Origin of the sequence: Agromyces bauzanensis (assembly GCF_014645655.1) — a bacterium.
Lineage (GTDB): Bacteria > Actinomycetota > Actinomycetes > Actinomycetales > Microbacteriaceae > Agromyces > Agromyces bauzanensis.
Window position 1 is genome coordinate 1 of the sequence record NZ_BMMD01000027.1, and the last position, 16188, is coordinate 16188.

Below are 16188 nucleotides of genomic sequence, written 5' to 3' on the forward strand. Positions count from 1 at the left end.
GGACAAGCGACGCTGGCGGTCAGCCACCGGCCGACGGTTCAACAGGAATCCTCATCCGGAGCGACGCATTCGCGCTACAGAAACGATGGTGCACCAATGAGCGACGTCGCGCCTGCGCCGGTCGAGCACCGCGTCGCCGATGTCGTCGTCATCGGCGGCGGCGTCGCGGGCCTCGTTGCGGCGCTCGAGTGCGCGAAGGTCGGCCTGCAGGTGGCCGTGCTCGAACGGCGCGACGGTATCGGCGGATGCGTCGGCCGCATCGAACTCGACGGGCTCTCGCTCGACAGCGGCGCCGAGTCGTTCGCGACCCGCGGCGGGGCGGTCGCCGAGCTGCTCGAATCGCTCGGGCTCACCGACGACATCGAGAAGCCCGATCCGGCCGGCGCCTGGCTCGTCATGCCGGGACCGAACGGCACCGCGGATGCCGCGCCCATGCCCCGCACCGGCATCCTGGGGATCCCCGCGAACCCGCTCGGCGGCGACGTGCGGCGCATCATCGGCTGGCGCGGGGCCATCCGCGCCTACGCCGACCGCCTGACGCCGATCCTGCGCATCGGCCGGTACCGGAGCCTCGGCCACCTCGTACGGTCCCGCATGGGCGCCGCCGTGCTCGACCGGCTCGTCACGCCGATCTCGGCCGGCGTCTACTCGAGCGACCCGAACGTGCTCGACCTCGACGTGGTCGCGCAGGGGCTCAACGAGGCGATGACGCGCGCGGGCTCCCTGTCGGGAGGCGTCGACCAGCTCGTCGAGTCGCGCAAGGCCGGCAGCGCCGTGCTGGGGCTCCGCGGCGGCATGCACCGGCTCATCGACGCGCTCGCCGCCGAGCTCGACCGGTTCGGCGCCGAGGTGGTGACCGGGGCCGAGGTCACCGCGATCGCCCGGCAGTCGGCTGCCGCTTCGATGGTCGAGGAGGGCGCGGCTCCTCGACCCGCGGATGCCCCGGTCCCGGGCTGGATCGTCGACGCCGCCCGCGACGGCGACCCGCCAATCCGATTCGACGCCACCCACGTCGTGCTCGCTGCGCCGTCCGACGCGTCGCGCCGGCTCCTCGACGAGGCGTCGCTCGGCTGGTCGACGGCCGCGGACTGGCCGCACGCGGCATCCGTCGAGCTCGTGACCCTCGTGCTCGACGCACCCGCGCTCGACGCCGCGCCGCGCGGCACCGGCGTGCTCGTCGTGCAGGGAACGCCCGGCGTCACCGCCAAGGCGCTCACGCACTCGAGCGCGAAGTGGCAATGGCTCGCGGATGCCGCGGGCGGCCGTCACGTCGTGCGCCTCTCGTACGGGCGGGCGGGCGAGCCCAACCCCCTCGACGGTCGCGCCGACGACGAGGTGACCGCGCTCGCGCTCGCCGACGCGAGCGTGCTGCTCGGCACCCCGCTCGACGCGTCGATGGTGCGCGCGTCGGGGCGCACGGCCTGGCGCGACGCCCTGTCGCACGCGACGATCGGCCAGCGCGACCGTGTTCGGGCGCTCGAGGACGTGCTCGCCGCCGAGCCCGGCATCGAGGCGACCGGCTCATGGGTCGCGGGCACGGGGCTCGCGTCGGTGGTGCCGCACGCGCTCGAGGCCGCCCGCCGCATCCGTCGCGTCGCGGTGCGGCCCGGCGACAGCGAGTAGCCGCGGCCGAGCCGCCGCGGGTCAGATGATCTCGGCTCGGCGCTTGCGGACGATGTCCTCGAGTCGCGTGACCACGGCGGCCGACGGGGTCACGGCACCGTTCAGATAGCTGTTCAACCGGCTCCGCGACGTGCCGAGTCGCTCGGCCAGCTCTCGTTGCGACAGGTCGGTGGCGCGAGCGAGGCTGCGCAGGCGGCGGACCGTGCGTTCCTCCGGGGTCGCACGTGCAACCTCGAGCACCGAGCGCAGAAGCGCGGCCGCGCCGGCCGACTCGGCGACCTCGAGCGCCTCGTCGAGGTCGGCGGCGACGGGTCCGTACGGTGCGGCTTCGACGGCGCGGGCGACTTTCGCCCAATCGGATGCCCCGCCCCGGTCGATCGCGGCCAGGATGCCCTCGACGCCCCAAGCGTCGACCGGATCATCGGGGGTCACGGTGAGATTGCGGAACCGCATGGCCGTCACGCTTCCTCCCCGACGACGGCGACGATCGCGCGGGCGAGCTCACGACAGACCTCCGTCACGTCGTTCCAGTCGTGCCAACGGGCGATGAGTCCCTTGTACTGCGCGAGTCGCGTCGATCGCGGCGAGCTCTCCGGCCGCAGCGTCGACGCCGAATCGGGTGGCGAGAGCGGCGACGTCGAGATAGTCCCGCGTCTGGTTGCGCTTCACGATCAGGTAGGCCTTGATGCGGAGCGTCTCGGCCATCGTCGGCACCGTGAGCGATCGACCGGATGGGAGGCGGAAGCGCTGCGTCTCGAGCGGACGCATGCGGGTGAGCTGGCGGATACCGGTCTCGATCCCGCCGAGCTCGCCGAGGATGATCTTGCCGTGGGCGGCCCGGTTGAGCACGAAGTCCCCGTCGTGCTCCAGTGCGTCGAGCACGACGTCGAACCGATCACGAGCACCGATCGCAGGTCGGAATGGAGCTCCGGGAAACCGTCGGGGAGCTCGGGTCGTCGTCGATCGGAGCGACCATCCATCCAGCGCGTATCCGATCTGATACTCGGGCCGGGCAGCAACCGCTCGCGGCGAGTGGGCTTTCCCGCACGCCGACCCGATCGACCGGCGCCCCGACCGGGCGGTCTCGCATAGCCAGAACGGCATATTGGCCGCGCAACCCCCTTGCGCGACCCTGCACGGGGTCTACGCTGGAACCGTCGCTGTGGTCATCCACCGGCCGGCCACAGGGGGAGATGGGGTGCACACATGAAGGGCAAGATCCTCTTCGTCGTCGGTCTCGGCGTCGGATACGTGCTCGGCGCTCGCGCCGGACGCGAACGCTACGAGCAGATCCGCACGGCCGCGCTGAACGTCTGGAACCAGCCCGCCGTGCAGCAGGGCGTCGGCACCGTGAAGGATTTCGCCAAGACGCGTGTCAGCGATCTCAGTGACACCGTGCTCGACGGCGTGAAGGGCCTCATCGGCAACGCCACGAAGGGTCCGGGCGCCACCACCGCTTCGGGCGCGAAGCCCTCGTCGGGCGCGAGATCGGGCGGCGCGAAGGCGAGCGCGGCGAAGTCGACCACGGCGAAATCGAGTTCCGCGAAGTCGGGCGCGTCCGAGTCGGGCACGACCAAGGCGGGCTCGGCGAGCAGCTCGTCGAGCTCGGGCGGCTCCACCGCGGAATCCGGCTCCTGATCCGCGGAGGGGAACATGACCGCACCGTCGAATGACGAACGTTCGCTGTTCACGCTGATCGGCGAGTTGCCCGATCGGGTGTCCGACCTCGTCCGTGCCGAGATCGACCAGGTCAAGGCCGAGCTCAGCTACAAGGCCAAGCACTTCGGCATCGGCGCCGGGCTCATCGCCGCCGCCGCGTTCGTCGGCATCTTCCTGCTGGGCACGCTGATCGCGACGGGCATCCTCGCGCTCGCGCTCGTGTTGCCGGCCTGGGCCGCAGCGCTCATCGTGTCTGGCGTGCTGCTGCTCATCATCCTCATCCTCGTGGGCATCGCGGCGCTCAACTTCAGGCGCGGCAGCGAGCCGCTCGAATCGATCGAGAGCCTGCGCCGGGATCTCGACATGGTGAAGGGAACGGGCGACTATGACCGCGACTGACGTCGCCCGCGGGGTGAACGGACGTGTTGCCAAGACGCGCCAGCGCAACCTCACGCGCCTCGAGGCGCGCACGAACTCCGAGCGCGCGCGTGCGGAGTTCGCGAGCACGCTGGACGCCCTCGAAGACAAGCTGAACGTGCCGAAGCAGGTGCGTGTCAAGACCGCGCGTGCGAAGGTGCGGCTCCGCAGGTTCGCCGACGAGCAGCCCGCCGCAGCGGTCGCGGTCGCGGTCGGAGTCGTCGCGGTCGTCGGCGTCTCGGTGTGGCTCGTCGTGCGGGCCGCCGTCGACGGCACGTAGCGCATCGAGCGGATGCCGCGATGCCGCCCTTCGACGCGGGAGGCCGAGTTCCTGAGGGCCACGAACCCTCCGGCCCGGCGCCGACCGCGGTCGACCGGGTCACCGACGTGGTGCGGTCCGAGATCCTGAGCGGCACGCTCGCCGCCGACGAGCCGCTCCGCGAGGAGGCGGCATCCGAACGGCTCGGGGTGTCCCGGCACACCGTGCGTGCCGCGTTCCAGCGGCTCGTCGCCGAGCGACTGGCCGTCGCCGCGCCGTACCGCGGCGTGCGTGTGGCGAGCTTCGACCGCGAGACGATCATCGCCCTGCAGCAGCTGCGCGCCGCGCTCGAGGTGGAGGCCGTACGCATCGCCGGCGAGCGGTACGGGTCGGCGTGGCCGGATGCCGTGCTCGCACCCGCGCGTTACGCGCTCGATCGGATGGCGGCGCTCGGGGGGGCGGGTTTCGAGACGGGCGCTGCGCACCCACCTCAACCCGCGGCGGAGATCGACTGGCTCGAGGCGGAGCGTATCCACGCCGAATTCCACGGCGCGCTGGTCGCGGCGTCCGGCAGCCCTCGCATCATCGAAGCCCACGGCGCGCTAGGCAGCGAACTGCTGCTCTTCCTGTTGCACGTGCGCCCGCATTACACGCTCGACACCCTCGTCGCGGAGCATCGCGCGCTGCTTCACGAGGTGCAGACCCGCGGGCCCGACGCGATCCGCGAGCACCTCGAGCACTCCACCGCGCTGCTCCTCGGCCGCTAGCCGCGACGCTGCGCCACACCGCATCGGAAAACACCTGAGAATCCCCTTCATGCGCCCGCATGCGCCCGTGAGGGCGGACTTCGCTGCACACTCCGGCCCTCGGATGCCGCAGCAGTCCCCAGTCGCGCGGCCGCGGCATCCGACCCCTGCTTTTGGCCGTTCAGGGAGGAAGGGGGAGACTAGAGGCATGTCTTCCCCCGCTGCCGAAGCGGCAGCCGACGCGCTCCAGACCGAATCCGACGCCGAGCAGTCTCCCGAGGGCTACACGGTGTTCGCCGTGCTCCGCAAGGACCCGGCGCGACCCGACGACCTCGATGGCCACGACGTGCCGCGCTTCGTGCGCGAGCTCGACGACATCATCGGGCTCGTCGAGAACGAGGGCGCGACCGTCCGCGGCATCTACGACGTCTCCGGCCTCCGTGCCGACGCCGACGTGATGCTGTGGCTGCACGGGCCCACCGCCGAGGGACTGCAGTGGGCGCTGCGCGAGCTCCGTCGCGCCCGCCTGTTCCGTGCCCTCCTGCCCACCTGGAACGCCATGGGTGTGCACCGCGACGCCGAGTTCAACAAGGCCCACGTGCCGGGGTTCCTCCGCGGGCTCGCGCCGAAGCAGTGGCTCACGATCTACCCGTTCGTGCGCAGCTACGAGTGGTACCTGCTGCCACCCGAGGAGCGGGGACGCATGCTCGCCGAGCACGGCCGCAGAGGCGCCGCGTTCCGCGGGGTCATCGCGAACACCGTCGCATCCTTCTCGCTCGGCGACTACGAGTGGCTGCTGCCGCTCGAGGCCGACGAGCTCACCGACCTCGTCGATCTCATGCGCGACCTCCGCGCCACCGACGCGCGCCGTCACGTGCGCGAGGAGGTGCCGTTCTTCACGGGCCGCCGCATCAGCACTGCCGAGCTCGTGGAGGTGCTGCAGTAGTGGCGGCTGTGAACCTCGGCTCGGCCGGCGAAGGACGAACGGATGTCGCCGGCGGCTCGGTCGCCGGCGGAACGGATGCCCCGGGCACCCCGCATCGCGGACGCAAGCCCGCGCCCGCGGCATCCGCACCATTGGCTCCCGGTGCGATCGTGCCGGGCGCGACACCCGCCGCGCAGGGCGGCCCCGAGCACGTCACGGAGCCGACCGCGTACGACGCGATCCTGCTCGCCGGATTCGGTGGGCCCGAGGGCCAGGACGACGTCATCCCGTTCCTCCGCAACGTCACTCGTGGTCGCGGCATCCCCGACGAGCGTCTCGAGGAGGTCGCACACCACTATCGGCACTTCGGCGGCGTCAGCCCCATCAACGAGCAGAACCGCCGACTGAAGGCGGCGCTCGAGGCCGAGCTCGCGAGCCGCGGCGTCGACCTGCCGGTGATCTGGGGCAACCGCAACTGGGATCCGTACCTGAACGACGCCGTCGCCGAGGCGAAGGCCCGCGGCTTCACCAAGCTCATCGCCATCGCCACGAGCGCCTACAGCGCCTACTCCAGCTGCCGCCAGTACCGCGAGGACTTCGCCGACGCGCTCGCCGACACGGAGCTCGGCGGCGAGATCCAGATCGACAAGGCGCGCCAGTTCTTCGACCACCCCGGCTTCGTCACGCCGTTCGTCGAGGGCGTGCGCGACGGGATCGCACAGCTGCTCGCCGACCACCCCGGCCTCGACCGGGCCACTGAGATCGAGGTGCTCTTCGCGACGCACTCGATTCCGACGGCGGATGCCGCGAAATCGGGCCCGGCCGAGCGCGGTTTCGGCGAAGGCGGCGCCTACGCGGCACAGCACCGCGCGGTCGCGGAGGTCGTCATGCGCGAGGCCGGCATCCCCGACGTGCCGTGGCAGCTCGTGTACCAGTCGCGCTCGGGCCCCCCGACCCAGCCGTGGCTCGTGCCCGACGTGAACGACGCCATCGCCGAACTGCCGGCAGCAGGCCGCAAGGCCGTCGTGATCGTGCCGCTCGGCTTCGTGAGCGACCACATGGAGGTCATGTGGGACCTCGACGAGGAGGCCATGGAGTCGGCGCACGAGCACGGTCTCGCTGCGGTGCGCGTGCCGACGCCCGGCACCCACCCCGCTCATGTCGCGGGACTCGTCGATCTCGTGCTCGAGCGCGTGAACGGCACCCCACGCGCCGAGCGTCCGCACGTCACCGAGCTCGGCCCCTGGTACGACGTGTGCCGCCCCGGGTGCTGCGAGAACGCGCGACTCGGCTTCAAGCCTGCCTTGGCGGGGATCGCGCCGTGAGCAGCGGGGCGGGTACGGCGGGAACGGCGGGCACGATCCGCGTGGGCACCCGCGCGAGCACGCTCGCGATGGCGCAGACCAGGCAGGTCGCCGAGCGCATCGCCAAGGCCGCGAAGGCGGAGATCGAACTCGTGCCGGTGACGACCGAGGGCGACACATCACGTGCCTCGCTCGCCTCGCTCGGCGGCACCGGCGTGTTCGCCGCCGCGCTGCGTGAGGCGCTCCTGCGCGGTGAGTGCGACGTGGTCGTCCACTCGTTGAAGGACCTTCCGACGGCCGAGCATCCGGGCCTGCGTCTCGGTGCGGTGCCGAAGCGGGCCGACGCCCGTGACGCGCTCTGCGCTCGCGACGGCCTCACGCTCGCGACGCTGCCCGAGGGCGCGCGCATCGGCACCGGGTCGCCGCGCCGTATCGCGCAGCTGCGCGCCGCGCGGCCCGATGTCACGCCGGTCGACATCCGCGGGAACGTCGACACACGTCTCGGCAAGGTCGAGTCGGGCGAGGTCGACGCCGTGCTGCTCGCCGCGGCCGGCCTCGGACGGCTCGGACGAGCGGATGCCGCGACCGAACTGCTCTCGCTCGTCGACTGGCCCACCGCCGCCGGACAGGGCGCGCTCGCCATCGAGGTGCGACGAGAGCGCGGCGACCGCGCGCTGGAGCGCGCGCTCGAGGCGATCGACCACGGCACGAGCCGTGCGACGGCACTCGCCGAACGGCTCGTGCTCGCGGGGCTCGAAGCTGGCTGCGCAGCGCCGGTCGGCGTGACCGCCTTCGTGGACGACGAACTTCTGTTCCTCAGCGCGAACGTGTACAGTGCCGACGGGACGCGGAGGCTGACGAGCTCGCACGCCGCGACCCCCGACAGCCGCTCGTCCGCCGACTTGGCGGACGCGGCACGCGACGTCGCCGATCGGGTCGTCGCGGAACTCCTCGGCAATGGCGCCGCCGAACTTGCACCACCTGAGGAGTCGCGATGAGCGAATTCGAAGCGGAAGCGTTGACCGGTGCGATCAACCTGCCCTTCCACCACGGCAAGCCGTTGACGGGCTGGCGCGTGCTCGTGCCCCGGGGCGGGCCGTGGGGCGACGGCGTCGCCGCGGCTCTGCGCGCCAGGGGCGCGTCGCCGATCGTGGCGCCGCTCATCAACTTCGCGCCGACAAACGACCAGCCCGCCCTCGAGGTGGCGCTCGCGAAGCTCGCGGCGGGCGAGTTCGACTGGGTGACGGTCACGAGCGCGACCACGGTCGACGTGCTCTCGTCGTACGGGGTCGTGATCCCCGAGACCACGAACGTCGCGGCCGTCGGCGAGACCACCGCCGCCGCGCTGATCGCCGCCGGATATCGCGCCGACATCGTGCCCTCCGAGGAGAACTCGGCGCGTGGCCTGCTCGAGGAGTGGGAGGCCGCGACCGGTGGCCAGCGCGGGCTGCGCGTGCTCGCCCTCCGCTCGGCGATCGCGAAGCAGATCCTCTCGGTGGGCCTCGCGCGGGCCGGCCACCACGTCGAGGCGGTCGTCGCCTACCGCACCGTCGGCGTGCCCGCCGCGCCGAAGGTCGCCGACGACGTGCGCGCGGGTCGCGTGAACGCCGTGCTCGTGACCTCCGGCAGCGTGGCCGAGCAGGTGCAGCAGCAGCTCGGCCCCATCCCCGAGACGACGCTCGTCGCCGCGATCGGTCCGCAGACGAAGAAGGATGCCGCGGCGGTGGGCCTGCGCGTCGACGTCGTCGCACGCGAGCGCACCGCCGAGTCGCTCATCGACGCGGTGGTCGAGGCCGCGACGGCCAAGGCCTGACGGCCCTCGCTCGTTCCCCAGACCCGACCTCTCACCTCACTCGACCCCCGAATCCTCCTCGTCGAGAGTGCACTTGTCGCCCCGAAAAGGGCATCGACTGCACGCTCGGCGGGGGCAAGGCATGCATTGGAACGCGACGAACGCGATCTCCGTCGCGAACGGGCCGCGGCGTGCGCCCGCCGGGCGCGCGTAGGCTGTTCGGGTGAGTTCCGCGCCCCTGCCCCGCGTCCGCCCGCGCCGCCTCCGGGAGACCCCCGCGATGCGCCGCCTCGTGTCCGAGACCCGCATCCATCCGGCCGAGCTCGTGCTGCCGATCTTCGTGCGCGAGGGCGTGAGCGCGCCCGTGCCGATCGCGTCGATGCCGGGGGTCGTGCAGCACTCGCTCGAGAGCCTTCCCGAGGCGGTGGCGGATGCCGCGGCTGCGGGCATCGGCGGAGTGATGCTGTTCGGCGTTCCCGAGCAGCGCGACGCGCGCGGCTCGGGCGCGACCGACCCCGACGGCATCCTCAACGTGGCGACCAGGGTTGCGGTCGAGGCATCCGCGGGTCGGCTGCTCGTGCAGACCGACCTGTGCCTCGACGAGTTCACCGACCACGGGCACTGCGGCGTGCTCGACGATCGCGGCCGCGTCGACAACGACGCCACCCTCGTGCGGTACGCGGCCATGGGGCTCGAACAGGCTCGGGCGGGATCGGAGCTGCTCGGCCTGTCGGGCATGATGGACGGCCAGGTCGCCGCCGTGCGCGAGGCGCTCGACGACCAGGACTTCACGGATGTCGCGATCCTCGCCTACTCGGCCAAGTACGCGTCGGCGTACTACGGCCCGTTCCGCGACGCCGTCGAGTCGACCCTCGAGGGCGACCGCCGCTCCTACCAGCTCGATCCCGGTAACCGGCGTGAGGGGTTGCGCGAGGCGATGATCGACATCGAGGAGGGCGCCGACATCGTCATGGTGAAGCCGGCCGGCAGCTACCTCGACGTGCTCGCCGATGTGGCGGCGGCATCCGAGGTCCCGGTCTGGGCCTACCAGGTCTCGGGCGAGTACGCCATGATCGAGGCCGCCGCCGCTCACGGCTGGATCGACCGCAAGCGCGCTGTCATCGAGTCGGTGCGCGGCATCCGGCGGGCCGGGGCCGATGTCGTGCTCACGTACTGGGCCACCGAGCTCGCGGGCTGGATCCGCAACGGGGACCTCGCGTGAGCGCCGCGGCGGCTCCTCGACCCACGAACGCCGAGCTCTTCGCCCGTGCCCAGGCCGCGATCCCCGGCGGCGTGAACTCGCCCGTGCGCGCGTTCCGCTCGGTGGGCGGCACACCCCGCTTCCTCGTGTCGGCACGCGGCCCCTACGTCGCCGACGCCGAGGGACGCGAGTATGTCGACCTCGTGGCCGGCTGGGGTCCCGCGATCCTGGGCCACGCCGACCCGCGCGTCATCGAGGCGGTGACGGATGCCGCGAGCCGCGGTCTCTCGTTCGGTGCGTCCACGCCCGCCGAGACCGAGCTCGCCGAGCTCGTCGAACAGCGAGTCGGTCCGGTGGAGCAGCTCCGCCTCGTGTCGACGGGCACCGAGGCGACCATGAGCGCCATCCGCCTCGCCCGCGGCTTCACGGGCCGCGACGTGCTCGTGAAGTTCTCGGGCCACTACCACGGCCACTCCGACGGGCTTCTCACGGAGGCCGGATCGGGCCTGGCCACCTTCGCACTGCCGGGCTCCGCGGGCGTGCCGGCCGCCATCGCGGCGCTCACGCTCGTCGTGCCCTACAACGACCTCGACGCCCTGCGCGTGGTGTTCGCCGAGCACGGCGACCGCATCGCCGCGGTCATCGTCGAGGCCGCGGCCGCGAACATGGGCGTCGTTCCGCCCGTGCCGGGCTTCAACCGCGCGCTCGTCGACCTCGCGCACGAGCACGGCGCGCTCGTGATCTCCGACGAGGTGCTCACGGGCTTCCGGGTGTCGGCCGCCGGGTGGTGGGGCCTCGAGAGCGCCACCGACACCGCCTACACACCCGACCTCATGACGTTCGGCAAGGTCATCGGCGGCGGCATGCCGGTCGCCGCGCTCGGCGGCCGCGCCGAGATCATGCAGCAGCTCGCCCCGCTCGGGCCCGTCTACCAGGCGGGCACCCTGTCGGGCAATCCGGTCGCGGTCGCCGCGGGCGTCGCGACCCTCAGGGCAGCGGATGCCGCGGTGTACGAGCGGCTCGACGCCGCCGCCGCGACCATCTCCGCCGCCGTCTCCGAAGCGCTCTCTGCCGCGGGCGTCGCGCATCGCGTGCAGCGCGCCGGCAACCTCTTCAGCTTCGTGTTCGGCGAAGAGGTCGCGTCGGCCGGCGTGCGCGACTACGCCGGCGTGCAGCGCCAGGAGGCGTGGCGGTATCCGTCGTTCTTCCACGCGATGCTCGACGCGGGCGTCTCGCTGCCGCCGTCGGTGTTCGAGGCGTGGTTCGTCACCGCGGCGCACGACGACGACGCGATCGGCCGGGTGGTCGACGCGCTTCCGGCGGCGGCGCGCGCCGCCGCATCCGCTCGCCCGGCCTGACGCCGTCGCAAACCGTTACGCCATTGTGGGTTGGCGACTCGGCGCTCGCCGGCCGGCTCGTGCAGGATGGAATCATGTCCCACCTTCGCGTGCACAAGGACCGGATCGAGGTACATCTCACCCCGGCCGAGAAGTCGCTCGCGCTGCGCGCCGACGACATCGTGGTGCAGCGCGATGACATCCGCTCGGCGACCATCGCCGACGACCCGTGGGTGTGGGTCCGCGGCATCCGCAGGCGAGGCACCGAGATCCCGCTCGTGGTGGCGGTGGGCGTCTGGAAGTACCACGGCGGGTCGGACTTCGTCATCATCAAGGGCAAGCGCCAGGCGGTCGTGCTCGAACTGAACGCCGGCGAGTTCACGCGCATCATCCTGAGCACCAACCACGCCGCCGCGCTGATCGACCGGCTCAAGCTCACCGACGATCCCGAGCCGCCCACCGACTAGGCGAACAGGAACAGCACGAAGCCGATGAGCGGCAGCGTGCCCTGGATGAGCGCGGGCCTCCAGTAGCCGCGACCGGTGGTCGTGAGCACGGCCGCGGCGAGTACCATGCACGCGGTCGTGAACAGCACGAGCGTCGTGCCCACGGTCGCCGAGTCCAGCCAGTAGAGCACGAGGCCGACGGCCGCGCCGATGCCGAGGAACAGGTTGTAGAAGCCCTGGTTGTAGGCCATGGGCTTGGTCGCGTCCGCCTGCGCCTGGTCGGCGACCCCGAACCGCTTCCAGGTCGCGGGCCGGGTCCACCACACGCTCTCCATCAGGAAGATGTAGCCGTGCAGGAGCGCGGCGAGGGCGGCGAGGATGCTCGCGATGACGGCCATGGCGCGATCGTATCGGTGCAGGGGTGGCGGAGGCGGGTTTTCGAGACGGCGCTGCGCGCCTCCTCACCGCGCGGCGTGCTCCACCGTGACGGGCACGCCGAGGAAGCGTTCGAGCTCGGGAGACGGATGCCGCGAGCGCTCGTTCCCCGGCGGCGGACAACGCACGCCACGCCGCCACGCGCACGGTCGCGCGCCTGGCCTGCCCGGGTCGAAATCACGATCGCTCACCGGGCCGCGGGACGCGATGGAACGTGCCGCGAGCTCCGCGAGGGCCTCGTCGCGCGCGCGAGGCGGTGATGGCGGCACTCGTTCGTCGAACGCCGCGTAGGTGCGCTGCTTCCCGACGTTGGCGCCGCTGATCGCCACGCGCCCGAGCTCGGCGAGCATGAGCAGGTAGGTCCAGCACATCGAGTCCGCGTGCCGCGGCGTCGCCCTCGACGCCCGTCCGGCGGTAGTGGAGCCCGTTCTGCCGCGGACCCGCACGGCCGAGAGCTCCACGAGCCACCGGGCGTCGGCGGGATGCACGTAGTGCCACGTGGGGCGGAGCACATGCGTGCGGAGGATGCCACCCGCGTCGGTCGCCGCGGCGACGGCCGCGGCATCCCGTCGCCGCTCCTCCGGCACCCGCATGGCGAGCCCCCACTGCGACGGCAGGTACTCCTGGGCCTGCACGGCGACGAATCGCCGGACGACCTCGGCGAAGGCATCGCCCGGCGCCCGGAGACCCTGCGCTCGCAGCGCATCGAGCGGAGCGTGTCGAGGTCCAACGCTACGTCACGTCCCTCCGCCATGTCGTGGCGCCGCCGATCACGGTGGCGACGACCGCGATGCCGAGCAGCACGAGCCCGCCCTGCCACCAGTCGAGCGACGACGACGACCCAGTCGACATGATGCTGTAGAAGGAGGCGCCGACGAGTGCATCGCTGGCCGCTCCGGGGAGGAACCGGCCGATGCTCGCGGTGACGTCGCTGAAGGATGCCGCGAGCCGGAGGATCGGCTCGACGAACTGCGTGAACGCGATGACGATCACGATCGCGGCGACCTGGTTCGGCACGAGCGCGCCGAGGCCCACGCCGATGCCGCCCCAGAGCGCCATCGCGAGCACGCCGCGACCGATGAGGGCCCACGTGTCGCCCTGGTCGAGCCCGGTGTCGAAGTCGAAGGCGGCCAGCGCCGCGGCGCCCGAGCCCACCGAGGTGGCGAAGGCCGCGACGCCGAGCCCCGCTCCCACGACGAGCTGCGTCACGAACTTGCCGCCGAGCACGATCGACCGGTGCGGCTCCGCGAGGAACGTCGGCGTGAGGGTGCGGTGCCGGAACTCGCCGGTGACCGCGAGCGCCCCCAGCAGCACCGGGAACACGTAGCCGATCGATGAGGCGAACGTGTAGATGAGCGGAGCGAGCTCGGTCCCGGGCGGCACGCCCGTGTTGCCACCGGTCGCGGCTGCGGCGTCCGGGTTCCGCACCGCCCACCCGAGGAACGCGCCGAACCCGCCCGCGAGCACGAGCACGTAGCCGACGAGCAGGAGGGCGAGCAGCCACCACATGCGCGTCGTGAAGACCTTCTGGAACTCGGAGGCGATCGAGCGGAGGAGCGACATCATTCCTCACCCCCGCCCACGAGCGTGAGGAATGACTCCTCGAGCCCGGACTTCAATCGGTGCAGCGCGCTCAGTTCGACACCGCCGAGGAAGGCGGCGCGGCCGACCACGCCGGGGTCGTGCTCGTCGACGATGAACCCGCCGCGGCCCTCGGTATAGGCGAGCCCGGCCTCGTCGAGGGCCTCGGAGAGCTTCTCGCGGTCGGGCGAATCGACGATCGTGCGCGGCGCCGCCTCGAGCTCGAGGCTCGAGAGCGTGCCGCTCTTGATGAGCCGCCCCTTCGAGATGATCACGACGTCGTCGACGCTCTGCTGCACCTCGCTGAGCAGGTGCGAGCTCACGAGCACCGTGCGCCCCTCGCGCGCGAGCGCCTGCAGGAAGCCGCGGATCCACTTGATACCCTCGGGATCGAGGCCGTTGATGGGCTCGTCTAGCACGAAGACGCCCGGGTCGCCGATGAGCGTGTACGCGAGCGACAGGCGCTGGCGCATGCCGAGCGAGTACCCGCCGACGCGGCGGTCGGCGAACTCGGCGATGCCGACCATCTCGAGCACCTGCTGCACTCGCGCCGCCGGCAGCCCCGCCGCGGTGGCGTACACCTTCAGGTGGTGGCGCGCCGTGCGGCCGGGATGGAACGTCGCCTCGAGCGCGGTGCCGACCGTCTCCAAAGGGCGCGGTAAGTCGTGGTACGGGGTGCCGCCGAACGTGGCCGTGCCGGCGGTCGCCCGCACGAGCCCGAGCAGCACGCGCAGGGTTGTCGTCTTGCCCGCGCCGTTTGGGCCGAGGAACCCCGTCACGCGGCCCGGCTCCACCGTGAAGCTGAGGTCGTCGACGGCGGTGACCGGGCCGAACTGCTTGGTAAGTCCCTCGATCATGATCGGGATGCCGCCTGCCATACGCGCTCCTCACGTCGGGGGGCAGGAGCCGCGATGGGCCGCGCCCCGCCCGGGCCCGGCGGTCGAGCCGCCTCACGGGCCACCCTAGCGAGCGCCACCGGCGCGGGGCATCCGTCGCGCGGGTGATTCCCGCGGTCTTCCGGATGCTCCTACCATGACTCCATGGCCCGGCTGCGGTTGCGACTCCTGGGCGTGGGCGCGATGGCGTCGCCGCGGTACGCGCCCGCTGGCCTGATGGCGATGGCGCCGTCGGGCACGGTGATGTTCGACGGGGGGCTCGCGGCGGTTCCCGACGCGACGGGCGGCCTGCTGCGCGCGTGGCTCGTCACCGATCTGCGAGCGGAACTCATCGCCGACATCCGCCGCACCGCGTCGACGTTCGGCCTGCGGCCCGAGGTGGGGCCGTATTCGGCCCCCGACCTCGTCGTCGAGCCGCACCCCGTCGAGCACACGAGCCACGAGGCGTGGGGCTACGAACTCCGGTGGCAGGGGCGGACGGCGGTCTGGGCGCCCGAGTTCTGGCGCTTCCCCGAGTGGGCCGCTGGCGCCGATCTCATGTTCGCGGATGCCGCCGGCTGGTCGCGGCCGATCCGGTTCCGTGGCGGCGTCGGCGGACACGCGGCGGCATCCGACACCTCGGCGGCCGCGCGTGCGGCGGGCGTGCGTCGTCTCGTGTTCGCCCACCTCGGGCGTCCGACGATCCGCGCCCTCGACGCCGGCGAGGTGCCGGAGTTCGGCGAGATCGGGCGCGAGGGCGCCGAGTACCGGCTCTGAGTCGGGGCTCACGGCGCGACCCTCGCCTCAGTTCAGCTGACGGATGTCGCGCGGCAGCACGCCCCCGCCGTAGAGGTCGCTGGCGAGGTCCTGCAGGGCGCCCAGCATGACGCGCTGTGTGTACGGGCCGTACGAGAGGCGCGCGACGCCGAGTTCCCGGAGGCGCGCGGGCGCCGGGATGTCGGGCAGTCCGATGAGGCTCACGCGCCGGTCGCCGATGCCCGCCACGAGTTCGGCGATGACGTCCTCGCCGAAGTTCCCGGGCACGAACACGCACGTGGCGCCGGCCTCGAGGTACGCCCGGCCGCGCTCGACGGCGTCGGCGATGTTGGTCGCCCGAGGTCGGTCCCTGCCACGCAGGAACGCGTCGGTGCGCGCGTTGAGAGCGAGCGGCACGCCCTCCGCGTCGGCGGCGGCCATGGCGGCCTCGACCGCGGCGACCGCCTCACCGAGCGGCTTGAGCTCGTCCTCGAGGTTGGCGCCCGCGATCCCGAGACCGATGGCGCGGCGGACGGTCTCGCCTGGGTCGCCGTAGCCGGCCTCGAGGTCGGCGCTCACGGGCACGTCGACGGCACTCGCGATGCGGCCGACCATGTCGAGCATGAGGTCGACGGGGATCTGCTCGCCGTCGGGATACCCGAAGGTCGCGGCGATCGAGTGGCTCGCGGTGGCGATCGCGCGGGTCTCGGGCAGGGCGGCGATGGCTCGGGCGCTCACGACGTCCCAGACGTTGACGACCTGGAGGAGCTCGGGGGCGTCGTGCAGGTGGCGGAGTTCGGCGGCGGTGTCGGCGAGGGTCATGGCTCCAGCC

20 protein-coding genes are annotated in these 16188 nt (G+C 72.4%); 13 read left to right on the top strand and 7 right to left on the bottom strand.

What is annotated here, in order from left to right; all coding sequences use genetic code 11:
* Nucleotides 1–96 precede the first annotated feature (96 nt).
* The gene (gene hemG, locus IEX31_RS16670; RefSeq protein WP_188744529.1) at nt 97–1623 is read left to right on the top strand and encodes a protoporphyrinogen oxidase; all 1527 of its coding nucleotides are present in this window, start codon (nt 97–99) and stop codon (nt 1621–1623) included.
* 21 nt (nt 1624–1644) lie between these two features.
* On the opposite strand, the gene IEX31_RS16675 is transcribed toward hemG, so the two are convergent.
* On the bottom strand, nt 1645–2076 hold the full coding sequence (locus IEX31_RS16675) for a helix-turn-helix domain-containing protein (RefSeq protein WP_188744530.1): 432 nt from the start codon (nt 2074–2076) through the stop codon (nt 1645–1647).
* A gap of 48 nt (nt 2077–2124) precedes the next feature.
* Nucleotides 2125–2505, bottom strand: a complete 381-nt coding sequence (locus tag IEX31_RS16680; protein ID WP_188744531.1) for a hypothetical protein — start codon at nt 2503–2505, stop codon at nt 2125–2127.
* Between the two features lie 324 nt (nt 2506–2829).
* On the opposite strand from IEX31_RS16680, the gene IEX31_RS16685 reads away from it, so the two are divergent.
* The 11 genes from IEX31_RS16685 (at nt 2830) to IEX31_RS16735 (ending at nt 11730) form a co-directional block, all read left to right on the top strand.
* Nucleotides 2830–3261 (top strand): YtxH domain-containing protein, encoded by a 432-nt coding sequence (locus IEX31_RS16685; protein ID WP_188744532.1) that lies wholly within the window; start codon nt 2830–2832, stop codon nt 3259–3261.
* A 15-nt stretch (nt 3262–3276) separates the two neighbouring features.
* The gene (locus IEX31_RS16690) at nt 3277–3681 is read left to right on the top strand and encodes a phage holin family protein (protein ID WP_188744533.1); all 405 of its coding nucleotides are present in this window, start codon (nt 3277–3279) and stop codon (nt 3679–3681) included.
* Nucleotides 3668–3979 (top strand): DUF3618 domain-containing protein, encoded by a 312-nt coding sequence (locus IEX31_RS16695; RefSeq protein WP_188744534.1) that lies wholly within the window; start codon nt 3668–3670, stop codon nt 3977–3979. Before IEX31_RS16690 ends, IEX31_RS16695 begins: the two co-directional genes overlap by 14 nt.
* Before the next feature lie 20 nt (nt 3980–3999).
* Nucleotides 4000–4725 (top strand): GntR family transcriptional regulator, encoded by a 726-nt coding sequence (locus IEX31_RS16700; RefSeq protein WP_188744535.1) that lies wholly within the window; start codon nt 4000–4002, stop codon nt 4723–4725.
* A gap of 187 nt (nt 4726–4912) precedes the next feature.
* Nucleotides 4913–5650, top strand: coding sequence for a hydrogen peroxide-dependent heme synthase (gene hemQ, locus IEX31_RS16705; protein ID WP_188744536.1), 738 nt, complete (start codon nt 4913–4915; stop codon nt 5648–5650).
* A gap of 149 nt (nt 5651–5799) precedes the next feature.
* The gene (locus tag IEX31_RS16710; protein ID WP_188744556.1) at nt 5800–6954 is read left to right on the top strand and encodes a ferrochelatase; all 1155 of its coding nucleotides are present in this window, start codon (nt 5800–5802) and stop codon (nt 6952–6954) included.
* Nucleotides 6951–7931, top strand: a complete 981-nt coding sequence (hemC, locus tag IEX31_RS16715) for a hydroxymethylbilane synthase (protein ID WP_268237009.1) — start codon at nt 6951–6953, stop codon at nt 7929–7931. Before IEX31_RS16710 ends, hemC begins: the two co-directional genes overlap by 4 nt.
* A complete protein-coding gene (locus tag IEX31_RS16720; RefSeq protein ID WP_188744537.1) occupies nt 7928–8746 on the top strand; it encodes a uroporphyrinogen-III synthase in 819 nt (272 codons plus the stop codon). Before hemC ends, IEX31_RS16720 begins: the two co-directional genes overlap by 4 nt.
* 202 nt (nt 8747–8948) lie before the next feature.
* Nucleotides 8949–9947: a porphobilinogen synthase gene (gene hemB / locus IEX31_RS16725; RefSeq protein WP_268237010.1), complete on the top strand. Its 999-nt coding sequence runs from the start codon at nt 8949–8951 to the stop codon at nt 9945–9947.
* Nucleotides 9944–11284: a glutamate-1-semialdehyde 2,1-aminomutase gene (gene hemL / locus IEX31_RS16730; RefSeq protein ID WP_188744538.1), complete on the top strand. Its 1341-nt coding sequence runs from the start codon at nt 9944–9946 to the stop codon at nt 11282–11284. The genes hemB and hemL overlap by 4 nt, the downstream gene beginning before the upstream one ends.
* A gap of 74 nt (nt 11285–11358) precedes the next feature.
* Nucleotides 11359–11730: a hypothetical protein gene (locus tag IEX31_RS16735; RefSeq protein ID WP_188744539.1), complete on the top strand. Its 372-nt coding sequence runs from the start codon at nt 11359–11361 to the stop codon at nt 11728–11730.
* Here the strand turns inward: IEX31_RS16735 and IEX31_RS16740 are convergent.
* The 4 genes from IEX31_RS16740 to IEX31_RS16755 form a co-directional block, all read right to left on the bottom strand.
* On the bottom strand, nt 11727–12107 hold the full coding sequence (locus tag IEX31_RS16740) for a DUF1304 domain-containing protein (RefSeq protein WP_188744540.1): 381 nt from the start codon (nt 12105–12107) through the stop codon (nt 11727–11729). The genes IEX31_RS16735 and IEX31_RS16740 overlap by 4 nt on opposite strands.
* Nucleotides 12108–12170: 63 nt before the next feature.
* Nucleotides 12171–12845, bottom strand: coding sequence for a DNA glycosylase AlkZ-like family protein (locus IEX31_RS16745; protein ID WP_268237011.1), 675 nt, complete (start codon nt 12843–12845; stop codon nt 12171–12173).
* Between the two features lie 31 nt (nt 12846–12876).
* Nucleotides 12877–13707 carry an ABC transporter permease gene (locus IEX31_RS16750; protein ID WP_188744542.1) on the bottom strand — a complete coding sequence of 277 codons (831 nt, stop codon included), beginning with the start codon at nt 13705–13707 and terminating at the stop codon, nt 12877–12879.
* Nucleotides 13707–14603, bottom strand: a complete 897-nt coding sequence (locus IEX31_RS16755) for an ATP-binding cassette domain-containing protein (RefSeq protein ID WP_188744543.1) — start codon at nt 14601–14603, stop codon at nt 13707–13709. Before IEX31_RS16755 ends, IEX31_RS16750 begins: the two co-directional genes overlap by 1 nt.
* Nucleotides 14604–14765: 162 nt before the next feature.
* Here IEX31_RS16755 and IEX31_RS16760 point away from each other — a divergent pair, with 162 nt between their 5' ends.
* Nucleotides 14766–15377 carry an MBL fold metallo-hydrolase gene (locus IEX31_RS16760; RefSeq protein ID WP_229662448.1) on the top strand — a complete coding sequence of 204 codons (612 nt, stop codon included), beginning with the start codon at nt 14766–14768 and terminating at the stop codon, nt 15375–15377.
* A 27-nt stretch (nt 15378–15404) separates the two neighbouring features.
* Here IEX31_RS16760 and IEX31_RS16765 read toward each other — a convergent pair whose 3' ends face one another.
* Nucleotides 15405–16178, bottom strand: a complete 774-nt coding sequence (locus tag IEX31_RS16765; protein ID WP_188744544.1) for an isocitrate lyase/PEP mutase family protein — start codon at nt 16176–16178, stop codon at nt 15405–15407.
* Between the last annotated feature and the right edge of the window lie 10 nt (nt 16179–16188).